This window comes from Nonomuraea sp. B19D2 (genome assembly GCF_040137845.1).
Classification (GTDB): domain Bacteria; phylum Actinomycetota; class Actinomycetes; order Streptosporangiales; family Streptosporangiaceae; genus Nonomuraea.
In genome coordinates this window covers 202,894-221,897 of sequence record NZ_JBEFAK010000001.1, presented here as the reverse complement: position 1 = coordinate 221,897, position 19,004 = coordinate 202,894, and the positions used below count along the sequence as shown (strand labels likewise).

At 67.2% G+C, this 19,004-nt stretch carries 31 protein-coding genes; 1 reads left to right on the top strand and 30 read right to left on the bottom strand.

The genetic code is table 11. From position 1 onward, the window contains the following. Positions 1 to 92 precede the first annotated feature (92 nt). On the top strand, positions 93 to 2,198 hold the full coding sequence (locus ABN273_RS01235) for a hypothetical protein (protein WP_349446702.1): 2,106 nt from the start codon (positions 93 to 95) through the stop codon (positions 2,196 to 2,198). 6 nt (positions 2,199 to 2,204) lie between these two features. On the opposite strand, the gene truA is transcribed toward ABN273_RS01235, so the two are convergent. From truA to rplB, 30 genes are all read right to left on the bottom strand, one after another. Beyond that, complete coding sequence (truA, locus tag ABN273_RS01230; protein WP_349446701.1) at positions 2,205 to 3,080, bottom strand: tRNA pseudouridine(38-40) synthase TruA; 876 nt, start codon at positions 3,078 to 3,080, stop codon at positions 2,205 to 2,207. A gap of 73 nt (positions 3,081 to 3,153) precedes the next feature. Continuing rightward, a complete protein-coding gene (gene rplQ, locus ABN273_RS01225) occupies positions 3,154 to 3,696 on the bottom strand; it encodes a 50S ribosomal protein L17 (RefSeq protein WP_349446700.1) in 543 nt (180 codons plus the stop codon). A 135-nt stretch (positions 3,697 to 3,831) separates the two neighbouring features. After that, on the bottom strand, positions 3,832 to 4,848 hold the full coding sequence (locus ABN273_RS01220; RefSeq protein WP_103960866.1) for a DNA-directed RNA polymerase subunit alpha: 1,017 nt from the start codon (positions 4,846 to 4,848) through the stop codon (positions 3,832 to 3,834). 97 nt (positions 4,849 to 4,945) lie between these two features. After that, complete coding sequence (gene rpsD / locus ABN273_RS01215; RefSeq protein ID WP_349446699.1) at positions 4,946 to 5,572, bottom strand: 30S ribosomal protein S4; 627 nt, start codon at positions 5,570 to 5,572, stop codon at positions 4,946 to 4,948. A gap of 20 nt (positions 5,573 to 5,592) precedes the next feature. Continuing rightward, positions 5,593 to 5,997 (bottom strand): 30S ribosomal protein S11, encoded by a 405-nt coding sequence (rpsK, locus tag ABN273_RS01210; protein WP_012887860.1) that lies wholly within the window; start codon positions 5,995 to 5,997, stop codon positions 5,593 to 5,595. Positions 5,998 to 6,039: 42 nt separating this feature from the next. Continuing rightward, the gene (rpsM, locus tag ABN273_RS01205) at positions 6,040 to 6,420 is read right to left on the bottom strand and encodes a 30S ribosomal protein S13 (RefSeq protein ID WP_349446698.1); all 381 of its coding nucleotides are present in this window, start codon (positions 6,418 to 6,420) and stop codon (positions 6,040 to 6,042) included. Between the two features lie 224 nt (positions 6,421 to 6,644). After that, positions 6,645 to 6,758 carry a 50S ribosomal protein L36 gene (rpmJ, locus tag ABN273_RS01200; protein ID WP_003956441.1) on the bottom strand — a complete coding sequence of 38 codons (114 nt, stop codon included), beginning with the start codon at positions 6,756 to 6,758 and terminating at the stop codon, positions 6,645 to 6,647. Between the two features lie 25 nt (positions 6,759 to 6,783). Continuing rightward, a complete protein-coding gene (gene infA, locus ABN273_RS01195; protein WP_012887858.1) occupies positions 6,784 to 7,005 on the bottom strand; it encodes a translation initiation factor IF-1 in 222 nt (73 codons plus the stop codon). Between the two features lie 285 nt (positions 7,006 to 7,290). Beyond that, entirely contained in the window at positions 7,291 to 7,692 is a 402-nt protein-coding gene (locus ABN273_RS01190) for a hypothetical protein (RefSeq protein ID WP_349446697.1), read from the bottom strand. Positions 7,693 to 7,794: 102 nt separating this feature from the next. Next, positions 7,795 to 8,226 carry a DUF1707 SHOCT-like domain-containing protein gene (locus ABN273_RS01185; RefSeq protein ID WP_349446696.1) on the bottom strand — a complete coding sequence of 144 codons (432 nt, stop codon included), beginning with the start codon at positions 8,224 to 8,226 and terminating at the stop codon, positions 7,795 to 7,797. Between the two features lie 18 nt (positions 8,227 to 8,244). Then, positions 8,245 to 9,054 carry a type I methionyl aminopeptidase gene (map, locus tag ABN273_RS01180; protein WP_349447164.1) on the bottom strand — a complete coding sequence of 270 codons (810 nt, stop codon included), beginning with the start codon at positions 9,052 to 9,054 and terminating at the stop codon, positions 8,245 to 8,247. Positions 9,055 to 9,168: 114 nt separating this feature from the next. After that, positions 9,169 to 9,819: an adenylate kinase gene (locus ABN273_RS01175; RefSeq protein WP_349446695.1), complete on the bottom strand. Its 651-nt coding sequence runs from the start codon at positions 9,817 to 9,819 to the stop codon at positions 9,169 to 9,171. After that, positions 9,819 to 11,123 carry a preprotein translocase subunit SecY gene (gene secY, locus ABN273_RS01170; protein ID WP_349446694.1) on the bottom strand — a complete coding sequence of 435 codons (1,305 nt, stop codon included), beginning with the start codon at positions 11,121 to 11,123 and terminating at the stop codon, positions 9,819 to 9,821. Before secY ends, ABN273_RS01175 begins: the two co-directional genes overlap by 1 nt. Before the next feature lie 167 nt (positions 11,124 to 11,290). Further along, positions 11,291 to 11,746, bottom strand: coding sequence for a 50S ribosomal protein L15 (gene rplO, locus ABN273_RS01165; protein ID WP_349446693.1), 456 nt, complete (start codon positions 11,744 to 11,746; stop codon positions 11,291 to 11,293). A gap of 2 nt (positions 11,747 to 11,748) precedes the next feature. Beyond that, positions 11,749 to 11,931 carry a 50S ribosomal protein L30 gene (rpmD, locus tag ABN273_RS01160; RefSeq protein ID WP_080043226.1) on the bottom strand — a complete coding sequence of 61 codons (183 nt, stop codon included), beginning with the start codon at positions 11,929 to 11,931 and terminating at the stop codon, positions 11,749 to 11,751. A gap of 2 nt (positions 11,932 to 11,933) precedes the next feature. Next, positions 11,934 to 12,563 carry a 30S ribosomal protein S5 gene (gene rpsE, locus ABN273_RS01155; protein ID WP_349446692.1) on the bottom strand — a complete coding sequence of 210 codons (630 nt, stop codon included), beginning with the start codon at positions 12,561 to 12,563 and terminating at the stop codon, positions 11,934 to 11,936. A 28-nt stretch (positions 12,564 to 12,591) separates the two neighbouring features. Beyond that, positions 12,592 to 12,975 carry a 50S ribosomal protein L18 gene (gene rplR / locus ABN273_RS01150; RefSeq protein ID WP_125644663.1) on the bottom strand — a complete coding sequence of 128 codons (384 nt, stop codon included), beginning with the start codon at positions 12,973 to 12,975 and terminating at the stop codon, positions 12,592 to 12,594. 2 nt (positions 12,976 to 12,977) lie between these two features. Continuing rightward, positions 12,978 to 13,520 carry a 50S ribosomal protein L6 gene (gene rplF, locus ABN273_RS01145; RefSeq protein WP_349446691.1) on the bottom strand — a complete coding sequence of 181 codons (543 nt, stop codon included), beginning with the start codon at positions 13,518 to 13,520 and terminating at the stop codon, positions 12,978 to 12,980. A gap of 16 nt (positions 13,521 to 13,536) precedes the next feature. Further along, positions 13,537 to 13,935 carry a 30S ribosomal protein S8 gene (gene rpsH, locus ABN273_RS01140; RefSeq protein WP_349446690.1) on the bottom strand — a complete coding sequence of 133 codons (399 nt, stop codon included), beginning with the start codon at positions 13,933 to 13,935 and terminating at the stop codon, positions 13,537 to 13,539. Positions 13,936 to 14,089: 154 nt separating this feature from the next. Continuing rightward, entirely contained in the window at positions 14,090 to 14,275 is a 186-nt protein-coding gene (locus ABN273_RS01135) for a type Z 30S ribosomal protein S14 (protein ID WP_020542298.1), read from the bottom strand. A 4-nt stretch (positions 14,276 to 14,279) separates the two neighbouring features. Continuing rightward, positions 14,280 to 14,855 (bottom strand): 50S ribosomal protein L5, encoded by a 576-nt coding sequence (rplE, locus tag ABN273_RS01130; protein ID WP_106253395.1) that lies wholly within the window; start codon positions 14,853 to 14,855, stop codon positions 14,280 to 14,282. Then, positions 14,855 to 15,148, bottom strand: a complete 294-nt coding sequence (gene rplX / locus ABN273_RS01125) for a 50S ribosomal protein L24 (protein ID WP_349447163.1) — start codon at positions 15,146 to 15,148, stop codon at positions 14,855 to 14,857. The genes rplE and rplX overlap by 1 nt, the downstream gene beginning before the upstream one ends. 11 nt (positions 15,149 to 15,159) lie before the next feature. Further along, the gene (gene rplN, locus ABN273_RS01120; protein ID WP_026214151.1) at positions 15,160 to 15,531 is read right to left on the bottom strand and encodes a 50S ribosomal protein L14; all 372 of its coding nucleotides are present in this window, start codon (positions 15,529 to 15,531) and stop codon (positions 15,160 to 15,162) included. Between the two features lie 196 nt (positions 15,532 to 15,727). Then, positions 15,728 to 16,012 carry a 30S ribosomal protein S17 gene (gene rpsQ, locus ABN273_RS01115; RefSeq protein ID WP_349446689.1) on the bottom strand — a complete coding sequence of 95 codons (285 nt, stop codon included), beginning with the start codon at positions 16,010 to 16,012 and terminating at the stop codon, positions 15,728 to 15,730. After that, positions 16,005 to 16,241: a 50S ribosomal protein L29 gene (gene rpmC, locus ABN273_RS01110; RefSeq protein WP_106253417.1), complete on the bottom strand. Its 237-nt coding sequence runs from the start codon at positions 16,239 to 16,241 to the stop codon at positions 16,005 to 16,007. The genes rpsQ and rpmC overlap by 8 nt, the downstream gene beginning before the upstream one ends. Beyond that, complete coding sequence (gene rplP / locus ABN273_RS01105; protein ID WP_344997584.1) at positions 16,241 to 16,660, bottom strand: 50S ribosomal protein L16; 420 nt, start codon at positions 16,658 to 16,660, stop codon at positions 16,241 to 16,243. The genes rpmC and rplP overlap by 1 nt, the downstream gene beginning before the upstream one ends. Before the next feature lie 2 nt (positions 16,661 to 16,662). Next, positions 16,663 to 17,496, bottom strand: a complete 834-nt coding sequence (gene rpsC, locus ABN273_RS01100) for a 30S ribosomal protein S3 (RefSeq protein ID WP_349446688.1) — start codon at positions 17,494 to 17,496, stop codon at positions 16,663 to 16,665. Continuing rightward, positions 17,496 to 17,849, bottom strand: coding sequence for a 50S ribosomal protein L22 (rplV, locus tag ABN273_RS01095; RefSeq protein WP_020542306.1), 354 nt, complete (start codon positions 17,847 to 17,849; stop codon positions 17,496 to 17,498). Before rplV ends, rpsC begins: the two co-directional genes overlap by 1 nt. Positions 17,850 to 17,873: 24 nt before the next feature. Next, a complete protein-coding gene (gene rpsS, locus ABN273_RS01090) occupies positions 17,874 to 18,152 on the bottom strand; it encodes a 30S ribosomal protein S19 (protein ID WP_012887835.1) in 279 nt (92 codons plus the stop codon). 11 nt (positions 18,153 to 18,163) lie between these two features. Next, positions 18,164 to 19,000, bottom strand: a complete 837-nt coding sequence (gene rplB, locus ABN273_RS01085) for a 50S ribosomal protein L2 (protein WP_090769688.1) — start codon at positions 18,998 to 19,000, stop codon at positions 18,164 to 18,166. Positions 19,001 to 19,004: the final 4 nt, after the last annotated feature.

The following is a 19,004-nucleotide window of genomic DNA, read 5'->3' as shown; positions in this document are numbered from 1 at the left end:
GAGCGCGTTAGGCAGCCAAACGGGATGCGGGATCCCTCTGGGAACGCTCATACCGACATAACGATCTCGCTACTCTCGCTAGGCTCCCCCTTATGCGTGGCCAGGAACCCGGGTCCGAGCACGATCGCAGGGAAGCCGATGACTCGGCCGCCCCAGTGACGCCACCGCCGAGCTTCGGGCAGACCAGCGGGCAAGACACGCCATCGGCGTTCGCTCCTGCCGACGAGGCAGCGCGCGGCTCCGCCGATGGCGCGGCGCGTAGTACCGCCGAGGACGCGGCAAGTGACTCCGCCGACGACGCGGCGTCCAGCCCGCCCGGCAAGGCGCCGGACGCCGGGGAGCGGCCTGCCATTCCCATCTTCCAGGGACCGCCGCCGGACCTGCCCGATCCGGACGAGCCGCCCGGCACGCAGCCGTGGGAGATCTCGGCAGACGACGCCGCACCGTACGACTGGTTCGCCGACGAAGCCGAGCCCACCCGGCCGGGCGGGCTACGGCCGTTCATCCCGCTCTCCGACCAGGCCCGCCCAGGCCTCCCACCAGCCGACCGCCCAGGTCGCACGCCCTCCGGCCAGTCGGAGCATCCGCCGGTCGATCGGGAGAGGGCCGACCAGGCACGCACGATCCGGCCGTGGGCCGAGCCGGAGGCGGATGCGGAGCCCGGCGCCTGGCCAGGCGAGCCCATCGTGCCCGGCGCGCCGCCCTGGGAGCCCCCGCCGGCGTTCACCGCCGCCGCGGCGGGCATGCCGGCATGGCCCGCGCCCATCAGCGACCCGCACGCCATGCCGCCCTGGCCCGCCGCAACGGGCGAGCTGGTGGCCGAGCCCGACAACGACGAGCCGGGCGCCCTCTTCGACCCGAACGCCACCAACCCGGAGGGCTTCACCGGCCCGGCCCACTACTCCGACCCGGAAACAGCGCGACAGGAAGCGGCCCAACAGGCGTCCGCCCAGCAAGCGTCCGCCCAGCCGTCCGCTCAGGAAGCCGCTCCCAACGCAGGAGCCGCCTCCCCGCAGCAGCCCGAAGGCACTCAGCACTCGCCCGCCTCCGGCGCCGCCAAGCCGGACGACGCCCCTCCGTCCAAGCAGGCGAGCAGCGTCCCCCTCGCCGCCCCGGTCGCCCCGCCGCAGGAGGAGACCCGGCCACTGGCCCACGAGGGCCCCGCAGGACCACCGGAGAAGTCCCCCCACAACACCAGGCAACCGGCCCACTACTTCGACCCCAAAGCCGCCAAACGCGACACTCCGCCGATCTCGCTCTCCGACCCGGCCAACGCGCTGGTCCGGCCGGCGGAGCCCGGCGACGTAGCCGTCTGGCCGCCGACCTCGCCCGACGAGGCCAAACTGCCCGACCTCCCGTTTCCCCGGGACACCTGGGGGCAGAAGTCGCCTCCCCCAGGTGGCGGCCCCGCGTACCCGACTGGAGCGTTCAAACAGCCTCCGTTCCAGACCCCGCCCCCGCCGCCCGCACCGCCCGGCAGGAGCAAGCGCGCCCTGTTCGTCACGTTGGGCGCCCTCGCCCTGGCCGGGGTGGCCACCGGCGGGTTCTTCGCCTACCAGGCCGTGAGCTCCCCCGCGCCCACCACGGTCGCCGCCCGGCCCAGCGCGTCCGGGCAGGCGAGCTCCGAGCTGCCGTCCACCGGGCCCACAGACGCTGCCGGCGGCACGTCGATCCTCAACTCCGAGCAGACCGACCCGCAGAAGTTGTCACTGTCCGAGGCGTTCCCGAAGAAGAAGGTGAGCGCGGCGGGCACGACGTTCACCAGGGTCAAGGCCGACATGGAGACGAGCTGCGACAAGGTCGCCATGGGGGCCTTCGCCGACGCGCTGAAGGAGCAGAAGTGCGGTCGCGTGCTCAGGGCCACGTACGTCGACAGCAAGCGCCGCTACGCCGTCACCACCGGCATAGCGGTCCTACCGGACAAGGACGCGGCGGCAGCCGCCGACCAGGCCAAGAACCTCACCCGCAACATCTGGTTCCGCCCGCTCCCCGGCGCCGCGGGCTCAGGCGGCGAGCGGGTGCACATAGCGGGCGGCTACGCGGCCGGCATGGTGTGGGGCCGCTACATCGTCTTCAGCTACGCCACGTACGCCGACGGCCACACGCCCGAGTCGAAGGACAAGACGCTACCCAAGGTGAGCCAGGCGTTGCGCGACCAGACCTCACTCGTCCTCGAACGCCGCGTCACCAAGGGCTGACGCCAGTCACAGTCCCCCGAGCGGAGCTGGGCGATCAGCAGCAGTGCGCACTCGCCGCGTGGCCTCGGCCCGCGCGGCGAGCTCCGCCTCCGCCGGGTAGCCGACCTCCTCCAGGCACAGCCCGTGCGCGGGCGCGACGTGCACGCCCGAGTCGCGTACGGCCCGCGCCAGCACCTCGCCGGGCCACTCCACGGGCCGGCTGCCGTCGCCGGCCGCCAGCAGCGACCCGACCAGCGCCCGCACCATCGAGTGGCAGAACGCGTCCGCCACGACGGTCGCCACCAGCACCCCGTCCGGCTCGCGTACCCACTCCAGCCGCTGCAGCTCCCTGATCGTGGTGGCCCCTTCGCGCTTCTTGCAGAACGCCGCGAAGTCGTGCTCCCCGAGCAGCCGCGCCGCCGCCGCGTTCAGCGCGCCGACGTCCAGGGACCGGTTGTGCCAGACCACCTCACGCCGCCGCAGCGGGTCGACGCCGCCCATCGCGTCGCTCACCCGGTACGCGTACCGCCGGAACATCGCCGAGAAACGGGCGTCAAAGCCCTCAGGAGCCACGGAGACGCGATATACACGCACATCTGAGGGCAACACCCCACCGAGCCGTCTGACAAGCGCAGAGAGCCGCTCATCGACGCTCAGCGGCCCGCGGTTGCCGTCGAGCTCGGCCAGCGAGCCATCTGGCACGTCCACGTGGGCGACCTGGCCGCGCGCGTGCACCCCGGCGTCGGTACGGCCGGCCACGGTCAGCATGGCAGGCCCATCGAGGCGCAGGATCCGGCCCAGTGCCTGCTCGATCTCGCCCTGGACCGTGCGGCGTCCCGGCTGCCTCGCCCATCCGGAGAAGTCGGTCCCGTCGTACGCGAGGTCGAGGCGGAGCCGTACCACGATGATCCTCCTTGAACTGAAAACGGGCCCGCACCCCTCAGGGGTCCGGGCCCGTCTCATGTGGCCTGAGAGATCAGGCCTCGTCCTTCTTCGCCTCGGCCTCGGCGGCCGGAGCCTCCTCAGCGGCGGCCTCAGCGGCGGGGGCCTCGGGAGCCTCAGCGGCCTCCTCGGCCTTGGGGGCCTCGGTCTCCTCCGCGGCGGGCGCCGGGGCCGTAGCGGCGGCCGGAGCCTCGGTGCGGCGGGTCGTGACGCCACCCAGCGGCTCGGTCACCAGCTCGATGACCGCCATCGGGGCGTTGTCGCCCTTACGCGGACCGATCTTGGTGATCCGGGTGTAGCCACCGGGACGCTCGGCGAACGTCGTCGCGATCTCGGTGAAGAGGTGGTGTACGACGCCCTTGTCCTTGACGACGGTCAGGACCTGGCGACGGTTGTGGATGTCGCCCTTCTTCGCCTTGGTGATCAGGCGCTCCGCCAGCGGACGCAGGCGCTTGGCCTTCGTGACCGTCGTGCGGATCTTGCCGTGGCGGAACAGATCGGTGGCCAGGTTGGCCAGGATCAGCCGCTCGTGCGCCGGGCTGCCGCCAAGACGTGCACCCTTGGTGGGCTTGGGCATGGTCTTTCTCCTCCTGGATTAACCCGCCCCGGCCGTACCAGGTACCGGAGTCGGGCCGGATCGCAGTCGCTCTGTGTGCGATCCGTTACTGTGGCCCCGCGCCATGACACTGCGCGGGGCCCTCGAAAAGCGGGATCAGTACTGCTCGGTCTCGACGTAAGCGCTGTCGTCGTCGTCGTAACCGCCACCGGCCACCGCGCTCGGGTCGAACCCGGGCGGGGAGTCCTTGAGCGCCAGCGACATCTCGTGCAGCTTCTGCTTGACCTCTTCGATCGACTTGGCGCCGAAGTTGCGGATGTCCAGCAGGTCCTGCTCGCTGCGGGCGACGAGCTCGCCCACGGTGTGGATGCCCTCGCGCTTGAGGCAGTTGTAGGAGCGGACGGTGAGGTTCAGCTCCTCGATCGGCAGCGCCAGGTCGGCGGCCAGGGCGGCGTCGGTCGGCGACGGGCCGATGTCGATGCCCTCGGCCTCGACGTTGAGCTCGCGGGCCAGGCCGAAGAGCTCGACGAGGGTCTTACCTGCGGAGGCCACCGCGTCGCGGGGCTTCATGGCCGGCTTGGTCTCGACGTCGAGGATGAGACGGTCGAAGTCGGTGCGCTGCTCGACTCGGGTCGCCTCGACCTTGTAGGTGACCTTGAGCACCGGGGAGTAGATCGAGTCGATCGGAATGCGGCCGATCTCCTGGCCGGGCTGCTTGTTCTGGGCGGCGGAGACGTAGCCGCGACCGCGCTCGACGGTCAGCTCCATCTCCAGCTTCGCCTTGCCGTTGAGCGTGGCGATGCGGAGCTCGGGGTTGTGCACCTCGACACCGGCCGGCGGCGCGATGTCGGCGGCGGTGACCTCACCCGGGCCCTGCTTGCGCAGGTACATCACGACCGGCTCGTCGTGCTCGGAGGAGACGACCAGTTCCTTGAGGTTGAGGATGATGTCGGTGACGTCTTCCTTGACCCCGGGAACGGTCGAGAACTCGTGCAGCACGCCCTCGATGCGAATGCTCGTCACGGCCGCGCCCGGGATGGACGACAGCAGCGTGCGACGGAGCGAGTTGCCGATGGTGTAGCCGAAGCCCGGCTCCAGCGGCTCGATGACGAACCGGGACCGGGTGTCGTCGATCGACTCTTCGAGAAGAGTCGGGCGCTGAGCGATCAGCATGTGTGGGTCTCCCCTTTTTTCGTGTGGCGCCCGCTATATGACGCCACTCCGATAAACAGCGTAGTTGAGGTGCGGAAAACCGCACCTCAACTCAGGCTCACTTCGAGTAGTACTCGACGATGAGCTGCTCCTGGACCTGGGTGTCGATCTGCTGGCGAACCGGCAGCTGGTGAACCAGGACGCGGAGCTTGTCCGGCACGACGCCGAGCCACGCGGGAACGGTGCGCTCGCCCGCGGTCGCCCTGGCGACCTCGTAGGGCATCAGGTTGCGCTTGTTCTCGCGGACCTCGATGATGTCGTGCTCGCGAACGCGGTAGGACGGGATGTCGACCTTCTTGCCGTTCACCAGGAAGTGCCCGTGACGGACCTGCTGGCGGGCGGCGTCACGCGACTGCGCGAAACCGGCGCGGTAGACCACGTTGTCGAGCCGGCTCTCCAGGATCTGGAGCAGCACCTCACCCGACTTGCCGGTCTTGCTCGCGGCCTCCTCGTAGTAGTTGTGGAACTGCTTCTCGAGGACGCCGTAGATGCGGCGGGTCTTCTGCTTCTCGCGAAGCTGAAGCTGGTACTCGGACTCCTTGGGGCGTCCGCGGCCGTGCTCACCCGGCGGGTAAGGACGGATCTCGATGGGGCACTTGGCGGACTCGCACTTGCTGCCCTTGAGGAAGAGCTTGGTCTTCTCGCGACGGCAGAGCTTGCAGTCCGCGCCCGTGTAACGAGCCATTTCTCTCTATCTCCTGGGATTCAGACGCGGCGGCGCTTCGGAGGCCGGCAGCCGTTGTGCGGAACCGGGGTGACGTCCTGGATCGAGCCCACCTCGAGGCCGGTGGCCTGCAGCGAGCGGATCGCGGTCTCGCGGCCGGAGCCGGGACCCTTGACGAAGACGTCGACCTTGCGCATGCCGTGCTCCATGGCGCGGCGGGCGGCGTTTTCCGCGGCCATCTGCGCGGCGAACGGGGTGGACTTACGGGAGCCCTTGAAACCCACGTGGCCGGCGCTGGCCCAGGAGATCACGTTCCCGCTGGGGTCCGTGATCGAGACGATCGTGTTGTTGAACGTGCTCTTGATGTGGGCGTGCCCGTGAGCGACGTTCTTCTTTTCCTTGCGGCGCACCTTCTTCGGGGCGCCCTGACGGCTCTTAGGAGGCATTGCTTGCCATTACTCCTGAGGTCTTCGGTCCGCGGCTGTGGACTACTTCTTACCGGGCTTCTTCTTACCGGCCACGGTCTTCTTCTTGCCCTTGCGGGTGCGCGCGTTGGTCTGCGTGCGCTGACCGTGGACAGGCAGGCCCTTGCGGTGCCGGATGCCCTGGTAGCAACCGATCTCGATCTTGCGGCGGATGTCGGCCTGGACCTCGCGGCGCAGGTCACCCTCGATCTTGAAGTTCGCCTCGATGTAGTCACGCATCGGGACGAGCTCGGTGTCGGTGAGCTGGTGCACGCGGAGGTCGCCGCTGACACCGGTGGCCTGGAGGATCTCCTGGGCGCGGGTGCGGCCGATTCCGTAAATGTAGGTGAGAGCGATCTCCAGCCGCTTCTCGCGGGGGAGGTCGACGCCAACCAGGCGAGCCATGGTCGGGCATTCTCCTTCTCTGTGGCGGAGGTCTTGCGCCGCACTACCCCTCCCCAATGCCCGGGGTGAGGGCCCCGGCCTCCGACCGGGGGTCTCCTGAGTGGTTCGGGCCTTCGAAAAAGAGCCCGCCTGCTCAGGTGCGAGACGCGATTACTGACTCAGGCTCCTCATGCGTCGAGCCCGCTCCCTGATTTCGGGGCGGACTCGGGGGAGCCTTGCGGCGACTAGCCCTGACGCTGCTTGTGGCGCAGGTTGTCGCAGATCACCATGACGCGACCGTGCCGGCGGATCACCTTGCACTTGTCGCAGATCTTCTTGACGCTCGGCTTTACCTTCATTGTCCTTCGTGATTCCTCAGACGTCTTACTTGTATCGGTAGACGATCCGCCCACGACTCAGGTCGTAGGGGCTCAGTTCAACGACTACCCGGTCGTCCGGCAGGATCCGGATGTAGTGCATCCGCATCCGCCCGCTGATGTGGGCCAGGACCTTATGGCCGTTGTCGAGCTGCACCCGGAACATCGCGTTCGGGAGCGACTCGACCACAGTGCCCTCGATCTCGATGGCGCCGTCTTTCTTGGCCAAAATTCCTCGCGTTTCACTGATCGATCGTCTGAGGCTCCGGTTCACTAAGCAGCCGCGACCTCACGCTTCGGAGAGAGCGGCGACCGGCAAGGGTCACCGACGCGTGATAGTCATAGTGAGCCGACTAAGGAGTGTACGACACCTGGGCCCAAAACGCGAAACGCGTGCCAGGCGTCCTGACACAACCATGTAAGAGTTTACCCTATCTTCGTCCCGCACTACGCCGCACAACGAAAGGCCCGCCAGGAAAGAGATCCCGGCGGGCCGTCAAGGGGGACAGGGGCCTCAGTAGATGCGGTGCACCGAGCCGCAGTATGTGGACGGGCTGCCCCAGCAGGTGTACGTGTACAGCTTCTTGATCCCGCGCTTGGACCAGGTCGCGTGGTACGAGCCGTCCCAGTCCTCGACGAACTTGTGCCAGCTGCCGCCGGAGTAGTACTTGAACCAGACGTACCCCTTCTTCGGGGTGAACTCCTTGCCGTACCAGTGGGTGTGGACCTTGCCGTTCTTCTTCCAGGTCATGCCGTAGGTGTAGGCCTTGTGGTTGCTCGAGTAGTACTTGCCCCACTTGCTGATCGACGTGGTGGTCGACGCGGTGGCGGTGGCAGCCTGGGCGGCGGGGGCGACGGCGAGGCCGGTGACGGCGATCGAACCGGCGAGGGCGGCGGCTGCAAGGATCTTGCGCATTTGGGTTCCTCCGTGAGTCGTGTTCTCGACACCGCTCACGTTAGAAATCCAGACATATCCGTACTGCGGAGGAATGCACACAGTGCACTAGTGCACAAAGCCCTACCGGTGCTTCTTGGGCGGAGGGCCGCCGAAGATGGTGCTGACCAGGAGGATGACGCCCCACGGACCCATCACCCACAGCGGCCAGGGATAGATCATGTGCTCTGCCGTGATGCTCACGATCAGCCAGATCACCCAGTTGATGCCGCTGGCCGTCGCCCAGGCGCCCCAGGCCGCCCGCATGCCGGGATGCATGCCACCGCGCCGCTCGGGGCTCTGGGACACCTTGGCGGGCGGCCGGCGCAGGTCCACGTCGGGCAGGTCCGCCGTCAGCTTGGCCAGCTCTCCGTACGTCTTGCTCGCGTAGAGATTCTCAAGCCGCTCGTTGAACTCGTCCATCGTGATGCGCCCCTGCGCGGCGTGCTCGCGGAGGATGGCGGCGACGCGGTCGCGGTCGGCGTCGGAGGCTCGCATCTCGGGGCTGTTCGCCATCCCACCCACTCCTGGGGGCTAGTTCTGAAGTTGGGCCAGGCGCTCTTTGCCCCCGTCCAGGGCGGTTAGCACCCAAGGACCATTATGTGTCACCGCGACGCTGTGCTCGAAGTGTGCGGAGTGCTTGCCGTCGATCGTCACCACGGTCCAGTCGTCGGCCAGCACGCGGGTGCGCTCGGTGCCCAGGTTCACCATGGGCTCGATGGCCAGGCACATGCCCTCTTCCAGCACCGGGCCCTTGCCGGGCCGGCCGTGGTTGGCGATCCACGGGTCCATGTGCATCTCGGTGCCGATGCCGTGGCCGCCGTACTCCGGAGGGATGCCGAAGCGGCCCTGCGACCTGACGTACCGCTCCACCTCGTAGCCGATGTCGGAGAGGTGCCGGCCGGCCTTCAGCGCGGCGATGCCGCGCCACATGGCCTCTTCCGTGATCCGCATCAGCTCGGTCAGCTTCGGGTCCACCTCGCCGACCGGGACGGTGACGGCCGAGTCGCCGTGCCAGCCGTCCAGGATCGCGCCGCAGTCGATCGAGATGATGTCGCCCTCGCGCAACTTCCGGGCGTCGGTCGGGATGCCGTGCACCACCTCGTCGTTGACCGACGCGCAGATCGTCGCGGGAAAGCCCTGGTAGCCCTTGAACGACGGGATCGCGCCCTCGTCCCTGATCGCCTTCTCGGCGATGACGTCGAGGTCGAACGGCGTCATGCCGGGCTCGACCGAGCGCCTGAGCAGGTCGAGCGTGCGCCCGACCACCAGGCCCGCCGCCCGCATCTTCTCCAGCTGCTCCGGCGACTTGATCTGGATGCCGTGTCTGTTGCGTTTGAACATCTTCTGCCCCCCTGGGTCACTCAACGGGCCACGATGGGGGCCCAATTCCCCCCACAATAACCGCGAGGTGGCACGGAAACCCGTGCCACCTCCGCAAATCGGTCGTACTTGGTACTAACCCATGTACGGGCGGATCGCCTCCATGGCCCGCTGAGTAACCTCCTCGACCGGACCCGTCGCATCCACCCCCACGAGAATGCCCTCGTCGGCGTAGTAGGAGACCAGCGGCGCCGTCTGCTCCTGGTAGACCTCCAGGCGGTGCCTGACGGTCTCCTCCTTGTCGTCGTCACGCTGGAAGAGCGCGCCCCCGCACGCGTCGCACCTGTCGTCCTTCTTGTCGTCGAACTCGACGTGCCAGATGCGGCCGCACTGGCTGCAGGTGCGCCGGCCGGCCAGCCGCCTGACCACCTCGTCGTCATCGACCACGAGCTCGAGCACGAGGTCGAGCGCCTGGCCCCAGTCCTTGAGCATGTCGCGCAGGATCTCCGCCTGCGCCACGTTCCTCGGGAAGCCGTCGAGCAGGAACCCGTCCTGCGCGTCGGCCTCGGACAGACGGTCACGCACCATGGCGATGGTGACCTCGTCGGGCACCAGATCACCACGGTCCATGTACGTCTTGGCCAGCTTGCCAAGCTCCGTGCCTCCCGAGACGTTGGCACGGAAAATGTCACCTGTCGAGATCTTCGGGATGGACAGGTTCGATGCGATGTACTGGGCCTGCGTCCCCTTACCCGCTCCGGGGGGCCCGACCAGAACGAGACGCACTACCGCAGGAAGCCTTCGTAGTTGCGCTGCTGCAGCTGGCTCTCGATCTGCTTAACGGTGTCCAGGCCGACGCCTACCATGATCAGAATGCTCGTCCCTCCGAACGGGAAGTTCTGGCTCGCACCGGACACCGCCAGCGCGACGATCGGGACCATGGAGATCAGACCCAGATAGAGCGAGCCAGGCGCGGTCAGACGAGTGAGCACGAAGTTCAGGTATTCAGCCGTCGGCCGGCCGGGGCGGATGCCCGGAATGAAACCACCGTACTTCTTCATGTTGTCGGCGACTTCAGCGGGGTTGAACGTAATGGACACGTAGAAGTACGTGAAGAAGATGATCAGCAGGAAGAACGTGGCCATGTAGATCGGGGTGTCGCCCGTGGCCAGGTTCTGCGAGATCCATTGGATGACCACGTTGTCGGACGTCTGGAAGAGCGACGTGATCAGCTGCGGCAGGTAGAGCAGCGAGGAGGCGAAGATGACCGGGATGATGCCGGCCTGGTTGACCTTCAGCGGGATGTACGTGGACGTGCCGCCGTACATTCTGCGCCCGACCATCCGCTTGGCGTACTGGACCGGGATGCGCCGCTGCGCCTGCTCGACGAAGACCACCGCGGCGACCATGAAGATGCCGACCACCAGGACGACCGCGAAGGTGAACTTGTTCGCCTTGAAGATGTTGGTCAGCTCGGCCGGGAAGACCGCGACGACCTGCGTGAAGATCAGGATGGACATGCCGTTGCCGACGCCGCGGTCGGTGACGAGCTCGCCGAGCCACATGATCACCGACGTACCGGCGGTCATGATGACCACCATCGTGATGATCATGAAGATGTTGTCGGGGTCGAGCAGCACGTCCCGCTGGCACTCGGGGAAGAGCTGCCCGGTGCGGGCCAGCGCGATGAAGGCGGTCGACTGCAGGATGGCGAGTCCGATGGTCAGATAACGCGTATATTGCGTGATCTTCGCCTGACCGGCCTGCCCCTCCTTCTTCAACGCCTCAAGACGCGGGATCACGACGACGAGCAGCTGAAGAATGATGCTCGCGGTGATGTACGGCATGATGCCCAGCGCGAACACCGACAGCTTCAGGAGCGCACCACCACTGAATAGCTGCACCATCCCGTAGATGTTGCCGGCGGCTCCGTTACGGGCCTGGTCGAAACAGGCCGCGAGGTTCTGGACGTGAACTCCCGGAGTCGGAAGAACCGAGCCGAGACGGAAAAGCGCGATGATGCCCAGGGTGAAGAGCAACTTCTTGCGCAGGTCCGGTGTCCGGAACGCCCGGGTAAACGCGGTCAGCACGGTCCCTCCTGCGCGCCTTTACGGCGGTGTGAGTATGCGATGGTGCGGGGATCTGCCATCTCAAGTCTTAGGTCTGACGAGCCGGACAGAATCCTGCCGTCTCGCGAACTCTAACGCACTACGGGCGTGGGGGCATTTGTCAAAGCCCCCACGCCGCGTAATAGCTCTTACAGCTCGGTAACGGAACCACCGGCAGCGGCGATCTTCTCCTTCGCGGAGGACGAGAAGGCGTGAGCCGAAACGTTCACCGCGACCGAGATCTCGCCGGTGCCGAGCACCTTCACCAGCTGGTTCTTGCGGACAGCACCCTTGGCGACCAGCGCCTCGACGGTGACCTCGCCACCCTCGGGGAACAGCTCACCGATCCTGTCGAGGTTGACGACCTGGTAGGTCGTCTTGAACAGAGCGTTGGAGAAGCCCTTGAGCTTCGGCAGACGCCTCTGCAGCGGCACCTGGCCACCCTCGAAGCCGAGGGGGACCGTCGTACGGGCGTGGCTGCCCTTGGTGCCGCGACCGGCGGTCTTGCCCTTCGACGCCTCGCCGCGACCCTTGCGGATCTTGGCCTTGTTGGCGCCGGGGGCGGGACGCAGGTCGTGAATCTTGAGCGGAGCCTTGTCAGTCATGACTAGTCGACCTCTTCCACCTCGACGAGGTGCGTCACCACGGAGACCATCCCGCGAATCTCGGGCCGGTCCTCCTTGACGACGACGTCGCCGATTCGCTTCAGGCCAAGCGAACGCAGCGAGTCACGCTGGTTCTGCTTGCCACCGATCTTCGAGCGAACCTGAGTGATCTTCAGGCGTGCCATGACTAGCTCACCGCCTTCGCGGCCGCCGCCTCGGCGAGACCCTCACGCTGAGCCTTCAGCATGCGGGCCGGAGCGACGTCCTCGATCGGCAGGCCACGGCGGGCGGCGATCTCCTCGGGCCGCGAGAGGCCCTTCAGAGCCGCCACGGTGGCGTGCACGATGTTGATCGGGTTGTCGGAGCCGAGCGACTTCGACAGCACGTCGTGGATGCCGGCGCACTCCAGCACCGCGCGCACCGGACCGCCGGCGATGACGCCGGTACCGGCCGAGGCCGGACGCAGGAAGACGACACCGGCCGCCTCCTCGCCCTGCACGGTGTGCGGGATCGTGCCCTGGATCCGAGGCACCTTGAAGAAGTGCTTCTTCGCCTCTTCGACGCCCTTGGCGATGGCCGCGGGCACTTCCTTGGCCTTGCCGTAGCCGACGCCGACCAGGCCGTTGCCGTCACCGACGATGACGAGGGCGGTGAAGCTGAAGCGACGACCACCCTTCACGACCTTGGCCACTCGGTTGATCTTCACTACGCGCTCGATGTACGAGACGCCCTTGTCGGCGGCGCCACCGCGGCGATCGTCACGACGGTCCCGCCGCTCGCCACCGGTGCCGCCACCGCGACGCGGAGCTGCAGCCATCAGTGGTTCCTCATCTCAATTGCGGTCATCAGAACTCGAGCCCGCCTTCGCGGGCGCTGTCCGCCAGAGCGGCGATGCGCCCGGCGTAGCGGTTGCCACCGCGGTCGAAGACGACCTTGGTGATCCCGGCTTCCTTGGCCCGCTGAGCGAGGAGCTCGCCGACCTTCTTCGCCTTCTCGGTCTTGTCCGCCTCCAGCGTGCGCAGCGAGGCGTCCATGGTGGACGCGCTCACCAGCGTGTGGCCGACGGAGTCGTCCACGATCTGGACGAACATGTGACGCGTCGAGCGGTTGACGACCAGGCGCGGACGCTCGGCCGTACCGACGACGAACTTGCGGACGCGGCGGTGACGGCGGGCCCGCGAGACGGTGCGGGCAGCCGTGTGCTTGCTGAACGCAGTCTTCGGAGCCATGCCTACTTACCAGCCTTTCCGACCTTGCGGCGGATCTGTTCGCCCTGGTAGCGCACGCCCTTGCCCTTGTACGGGTCGGGCTTGCGCAGCTTGCGGATGTTGGCCGCGACCTCGCCGACCTTCTGCTTGTCGATGCCGTCCACGTGGAACAGGGTCGGCTTCTCGACGCGGAAGGTGACGCCCTCGGGGGCGTCCACGATGACCGGGTGACTGAAGCCCAGCGAGAACTCCAGCTGCGTCGGGCCCTTGGCCTGGACGCGGTAACCGACGCCGACGATCTCCAGGGACTTGGAGTACCCCTGGGTGACGCCCTGCACCATGTTGGCGATGAGCGTCCTGGACAGGCCGTGCAGCGCACGGACCTTGTTCTCGTCGCTGGGCCGGGAGACGGCGATGGCGCCGTCCTCGTCGCGACCGACCGTGATGGGCGTCGCAACCGTGTGAGAAAGCGTGCCCTTCGGGCCCTTGACCTGGACATCCTGGCCGTCGATCGTGATGTCTACGCCGCTGGGCACAGGGATGGGCAGCCGTCCGATTCTCGACATGCTGTGTTCCTCCCCTCTACCAGACGTAGGCGAGGACTTCCCCGCCCACACCACGCTTGCCGGCCTGCTTGTCGGTCATGAGACCGGCGGACGTCGAGATGATCGCGACGCCCAGCCCGCCCAGGACTCGAGGCAGGTTGTCCTTCTTCGCATAGACCCGCAGACCGGGCTTGGATACCCGGCGCACTCCCGCGAGCGACCGCTCACGGGTGGGCCCGAACTTGAGCTCCACCACGAGGTTCTTGCCAACCTTGGCGTCCTCGACGCTCCAGGACTGGATGTAACCCTCCTGCTGGAGGATCTCGGCGATGTGCGCCTTGATCTTCGAGTACGGCATCGACACGCTGTCGTGGTACGCCGAGTTCGCGTTGCGCAGACGTGTGAGCATGTCTGCGATCGGGTCGGTCATCGTCATGGCCAGTGGCCTTCCTCGCCGCGGTTTCCAGTCGGCCAAGCAGCGCTCTGCCGGTGGACCTTCGGCGTGGTCATGGACGCTCGTAAAAGCGTCCGGTCTTCTACTGAAAAATATGATCGCCTTCGGGGCGACCTGAGGCCGCCCCTAAGGGTATCTACCAGCTCGACTTGGTGATGCCGGGCAGCTCGCCCCGGTGCGCCATCTCGCGGAAGCACACGCGGCAGAGCCCGAACTTGCGGTAGACGGCGCGCGGCCGGCCACAACGCGAGCACCGGGTGTACGCCCGGACCTCGAACTTCTGCTTGCGCCCCGCCTTGGCGATCAGCGACTTCTTCGCCATTGGATCAGGCCTCCTTGAAGGGGAAGCCGAGGAGCTTCAGCAGCGCCCGGCCCTGGTCGTCGTTCTTCGCGGTGGTCACGATCGTGATGTCCATGCCCCGCGGACGGTCGACCTTGTCCTGGTCGACCTCGTGGAACATGACCTGCTCGGTCAGACCGAACGTGTAGTTGCCGTTGCCGTCGAACTGCTTGGGCGACAGACCGCGGAAGTCCCTGATACGGGGCAGGGCCAGCGCCAGCAGCCGGTCGAGGAACTCCCACATGCGGTCGCCGCGCAGCGTGACGTGCGCGCCGATCGGCATGCCCTCGCGCAGCTTGAACTGGGCGATGGACTTGCGCGCCCGGACGACGGCCGGCTTCTGGCCGGTGATCACGGTGAGGTCGCGGACGGCACCCTCGATGAGCTTGGAGTCGCGAGCCGCCTCGCCGACGCCCATGTTGACCTTGATCTTGGTCAGCGCGGGGATCTGCATGACGTTCTCGATGCCGAACTGCTCGCGAAGCTGGGCCGCGATCTCCTCGCGGTACTTCGTCTTGAGTCGCGGCGTCGGGCGCTCGGTCTCAGTGGTAGTGGCAGTCATCAGCTGTCCTCACCCGTCTCGTCGGCCTTCTTCTCGTCGGCCTTCTTCTCGGCGGGCTTCTCGTCCTTGAGCTTCTTCACGTTCGAGACGTGGAGGGGAGCCTCCATGGTCTGCACGCCGCCGGTCTTGGCGCCACGCGGGCCCTGGTGGGTCTCCTTGGAGTGCTTCTTGATCAGGTTGACGCCCTCGACCACCACGCGGTCCTCGCGCGGCAGCGCGGCGATCACGCGGCCCTTGGCACCCTTGTCCTTGCCGGCGATGACCTGAACCAGGTCACCCTTCTTCACATGCAGCGACTTCGGCATCACAGCACCTCCGGGGCGAGCGAGATGATCCGCATGAACTTCTTGTCACGCAGCTCGCGGCCGACCGGGCCGAAGATACGAGTGCCGCGAGGGTCACCGCTGTCCTTGATGATGACTGCGGCGTTCTCGTCGAAGCGGATGTAGGAGCCGTCGGGCCGGCGGCGCTCCTTGACCGTGCGGACGATGACGGCCTTGACCACGTCGCCCTTCTTGACGCCAGTGCTGCCGGGCAGCGCGTCCTTGACAGTGGCGACGATGACGTCGCCGATACCGGCGTAGCGTCGGCCCGAGCCACCGAGCACACGGATGCAAAGGATCTCCTTCGCTCCCGTGTTGTCGGCGACCTTGAGCCGCGACTCCTGCTGGATCACTTGAACTCCTGTTAGTCGCGCCGGTTCTCATCTCTGAGCCTGGCGGAACCCGTCGTTGTCTTGTTCCCACGGCCACAGCGCCCGTAGGCGCCGCACCGCAGGCGACGCGAGACCACACGTGGCCCCGCGTCCTTGGACGCCGTCATGGGGGCTCTGAGAGCCCCCACGAGGCGCGGCATATGTCGAGAAGGAAGGGTTACTTGGCCTTCTCGAGGATCTCCACGACCCTCCACCGCTTGGTGGCGGAGAGGGGGCGGGTCTCCATGAGCAGCACGCGGTCGCCCACGCCACAGGCGTTGGCCTCGTCGTGCGCCTTGTACTTGGTCGTACGGCGGATGACCTTGCCGTACAGACGGTGCTTCACGCGGTCCTCGACGGCGACGACGACGGTCTTGTCCATCTTGTCGCTCACGACGAGGCCCTCACGGACCTTACGGAAGTTCCGCTCGTTCGTGGTCTCGGTGGTCTCGGTCTCAGCCATCGCTCGTCTCCTTCTCGACCGTGACGATGCCCAGCTCGCGCTCGCGCATCACGGTGTAGATACGGGCGATCTCGCGGCGGACGGCGCGCAGCCGCCCGTGGCTCTCCAACTGACCGGTCGCCGCCTGGAAGCGGAGGTTGAACAGCTCCTCCTTCGCCTCCTTCAGCTTCTGGACGAGGGTGTCCTCGTCCTCGAGCCGCAGCTCGCCGGCGGTCAGGCCCTTAGCCATCACGCCTCACCCACTTCACGCTTAACGATCTTGCACTTCATCGGGAGCTTGTGGATCGCACGCTGAAGCGCCTCGCGAGCGATCGGCTCCGCCACGCCGGACAGCTCGAACATCACGCGTCCGGGCTTGACGTTGGCGATCCACCACTCCGGCGAACCCTTACCGGAACCCATGCGGGTCTCGGCAGGCTTCTTGGTGAGCGGACGGTCGGGGTAGATGTTGATCCACACCTTGCCGCCACGGCGGATGTGACGGGTCATGGCGATACGGGCCGACTCGATCTGGCGGTTGGTCACGTAAGAGTGCTCAATCGCCTGGATGCCGAACTCGCCGAACGTGACCCTGGTGCCGCCCTTGGCGGCTCCGCTGCGGTCAGGCCGGTGCTGCTTGCGGTGCTTGACCCTGCGCGGGATCAGCATGGTCAGCTCCCTTCAGCACCCGGCTGCGCAGCCGGGCCGGTCTCGGGGGCAGCCTGTGCGGCCGCCTCGGTACGGGGGGCGCGGCCACCACCGCGGCGGGGACGGTCGCCGCCACCACGACGGGGACGCTCGCCGCCACCGCGACGGTCGTCGCGCTCGCGACGCTGGCCGGCACGGGCGCCGGCGGCGGCCGCCTCGCGCTCGGCGCGGCTGGTGGGAGCCTCGCCCTTGTAGATCCAGACCTTCACGCCGATGCGGCCGAAGGTCGTGCGGGCCTCGTAGAAGCCGTAGTCGATGTCCGCGCGGAGGGTGTGCAGCGGCACGCGGCCCTCGCGGTAGAACTCCGACCTCGACATCTCAGCGCCGCCCAGACGGCCGGAGCACTGGACACGGATGCCCTTGGCGCCCGACTTCATGGCGGACTGCATCGCCTTGCGCATGGCACGGCGGAACGAGACACGGCTGGACAGCTGCTCGGCCACGCCCTGCGCGACGAGCTGCGCGTCGATCTCCGGGTTCTTGACCTCGAGGATGTTGAGCTGGACCTGCTTCTTGGTCAGCTTCTCCAGGTCGCCACGGATACGGTCCGCCTCGGCGCCGCGCCGGCCGATCACGATGCCGGGACGCGCGGTGTGGATGTCCACCTGCACGCGGTCCGTCGTGCGCTCGATCTCGACCTTGGAGATGCCGGCCCGCTCCATGCCCTTCTGCAGCATGCGGCGGATCGCCACGTCCTCGGCGACGTACGACTTGTACAGCTTGTCGGCGTACCACCGGCTCTTGAAGTCGGTCGTGATGCCGAGGCGGAACCCGTGCGGGTTAACCTTCTGGCCCACTATCGGGTCCTTCCCTTCGGCTCGCGGGACTCCACGATCACGGTGATGTGGCTCGTCCGCTTGTTGATCCGATAGGCACGACCCTGTGCACGCGGGCGGAACCGCTTCAGCGTCGGGCCCTCGTCGACCCACGCCCGGCTGACGACGAGCGTCTGCGGGTCGAGGTCGAAGTTGTGCTCCGCGTTCGCCATGGCGCTGCTGAGCACCTTGTAGATCGGCTCGCTCGCCGACTGGGGAGCGAACTGCAGCACGGCCTGCGCCTCCGAAGCGGGCAGCCCGCGAATGAGGTCCACCACACGGCGGGCCTTCTGGGGCGTGACACGGACGAACCGCGCCTGAGCCCTGGCTTCCATCGCTTTCTCCTACTTCCGGGACGCTTACCGCCGGCTGCGGCGGTCTTCCTTGACGTGGCTGCGGAAGGTCCGCGTGGGGGCGAACTCTCCGAGCTTGTGGCCGATCATCGACTCGGTGACGAAGACCGGGACGTGCTTGCGGCCGTCGTGCACGGCGATCGTGTGCCCGAGCATGTCGGGAACGATCATGGAGCGCCGCGACCACGTCTTGATGACGTTCTTGGTGCCCTTCTCGTTCTGGACATCGACCTTCTTCTGAAGGTGATCGTCCACGAAGGGACCCTTCTTAAGGCTACGTGGCATTTCGGCTGCTCCTACCGCTTCTTCCTCTTGCTCCGACGACGGATGATCAGTCGGTCGCTGGCCTTGTTGGCCTGGCGGGTGCGCCCCTCGGGCTTGCCCTTCGGGTTCACCGGGTGGCGACCACCGGAGGTCTTGCCCTCACCACCACCGTGCGGGTGGTCGACGGGGTTCATCGCGACACCGCGAACGGTGGGGCGCTTGCCCTTCCACCGCATACGGCCGGCCTTGCCCCAGTTGATGTTGGCCTGCTCGGCGTTGCCGACCTGGCCGACCGACGCCCGGCAGCGCACGTCGACCATGCGCATTTCACCGGACGGCATACGCAGGGTGGCGTACTGGCCTTCCTTGGCGAGCAGCTGGATCTGGGCGCCCGCGGAACGGCCGAGCTTGGCGCCGCCGCCCGGACGGAGCTCCACCGCGTGGATGAAGGTACCGGTCGGGATGTTGCGCAGCGGCAGGCAGTTGCCCGGCTTGATGTCGGCAGCGGGGCCGTTCTCGATACGGTCGCCCTGCTTGAGGCCCGTCGGCGCGATGATGTAGCGCTTCTCGCCATCGGCGTAGTGGAGCAGAGCGATGTTGGCGGTGCGGTTCGGGTCGTACTCGATGTGAGCGACCTTGGCCGGGATGCCGTCCTTGTCATGCCTACGGAAGTCGATGATCCGGTAGGCGCGCTTGTGACCGCCGCCCTGGTGGCGAGCGGTGACTCGGCCGTGTACGTTGCGGCCGCCCTTGCTGTGAAGGGGCGCAAGCAGCGACTTCTCGGGCGTGCTGCGGGTGATCTCGGAGAAGTCCGAGACACTCGACCCGCGGCGACCCGGAGTCGTCGGCTTGTACTTACGGATGCCCATCTTT

Coding starts and splice junctions, on each gene's coding strand:
- ABN273_RS01235 (WP_349446702.1), top strand. CDS start 93: ATGCGTGGCCAGGAACCCGGGTCCGAGCACGATCGCAGGGAAGCCGAT.
- rplQ (WP_349446700.1), bottom strand. CDS start 3,696: ATGCCCAAGCCCACCAAGGGTGCACGTCTTGGCGGCAGCCCGGCGCAC.
- ABN273_RS01220 (WP_103960866.1), bottom strand. CDS start 4,848: ATGCTGATCGCTCAGCGCCCGACTCTTCTCGAAGAGTCGATCGACGAC.
- rpsD (WP_349446699.1), bottom strand. CDS start 5,572: ATGGCTCGTTACACGGGCGCGGACTGCAAGCTCTGCCGTCGCGAGAAG.
- rpsK (WP_012887860.1), bottom strand. CDS start 5,997: ATGCCTCCTAAGAGCCGTCAGGGCGCCCCGAAGAAGGTGCGCCGCAAG.
- rpsM (WP_349446698.1), bottom strand. CDS start 6,420: ATGGCTCGCCTGGTTGGCGTCGACCTCCCCCGCGAGAAGCGGCTGGAG.
- rpmJ (WP_003956441.1), bottom strand. CDS start 6,758: ATGAAGGTAAAGCCGAGCGTCAAGAAGATCTGCGACAAGTGCAAGGTG.
- ABN273_RS01190 (WP_349446697.1), bottom strand. CDS start 7,692: ATGCGCAAGATCCTTGCAGCCGCCGCCCTCGCCGGTTCGATCGCCGTC.
- ABN273_RS01185 (WP_349446696.1), bottom strand. CDS start 8,226: ATGGCGAACAGCCCCGAGATGCGAGCCTCCGACGCCGACCGCGACCGC.
- map (WP_349447164.1), bottom strand. CDS start 9,054: ATGTTCAAACGCAACAGACACGGCATCCAGATCAAGTCGCCGGAGCAG.
- rplO (WP_349446693.1), bottom strand. CDS start 11,746: ATGACTGACAAGGCTCCGCTCAAGATTCACGACCTGCGTCCCGCCCCC.
- rpmD (WP_080043226.1), bottom strand. CDS start 11,931: ATGGCACGCCTGAAGATCACTCAGGTTCGCTCGAAGATCGGTGGCAAG.
- rpsE (WP_349446692.1), bottom strand. CDS start 12,563: ATGGCTGCAGCTCCGCGTCGCGGTGGCGGCACCGGTGGCGAGCGGCGG.
- rplR (WP_125644663.1), bottom strand. CDS start 12,975: ATGGCTCCGAAGACTGCGTTCAGCAAGCACACGGCTGCCCGCACCGTC.
- rplF (WP_349446691.1), bottom strand. CDS start 13,520: ATGTCGAGAATCGGACGGCTGCCCATCCCTGTGCCCAGCGGCGTAGAC.
- rpsH (WP_349446690.1), bottom strand. CDS start 13,935: ATGACGATGACCGACCCGATCGCAGACATGCTCACACGTCTGCGCAAC.
- ABN273_RS01135 (WP_020542298.1), bottom strand. CDS start 14,275: ATGGCGAAGAAGTCGCTGATCGCCAAGGCGGGGCGCAAGCAGAAGTTC.
- rplE (WP_106253395.1), bottom strand. CDS start 14,855: ATGACTGCCACTACCACTGAGACCGAGCGCCCGACGCCGCGACTCAAG.
- rpsQ (WP_349446689.1), bottom strand. CDS start 16,012: ATGGCTGAGACCGAGACCACCGAGACCACGAACGAGCGGAACTTCCGT.
- rpmC (WP_106253417.1), bottom strand. CDS start 16,241: ATGGCTAAGGGCCTGACCGCCGGCGAGCTGCGGCTCGAGGACGAGGAC.
- rplP (WP_344997584.1), bottom strand. CDS start 16,660: ATGCTGATCCCGCGCAGGGTCAAGCACCGCAAGCAGCACCGGCCTGAC.
- rplV (WP_020542306.1), bottom strand. CDS start 17,849: ATGGAAGCCAGGGCTCAGGCGCGGTTCGTCCGTGTCACGCCCCAGAAG.
- rpsS (WP_012887835.1), bottom strand. CDS start 18,152: ATGCCACGTAGCCTTAAGAAGGGTCCCTTCGTGGACGATCACCTTCAG.
- rplB (WP_090769688.1), bottom strand. CDS start 19,000: ATGGGCATCCGTAAGTACAAGCCGACGACTCCGGGTCGCCGCGGGTCG.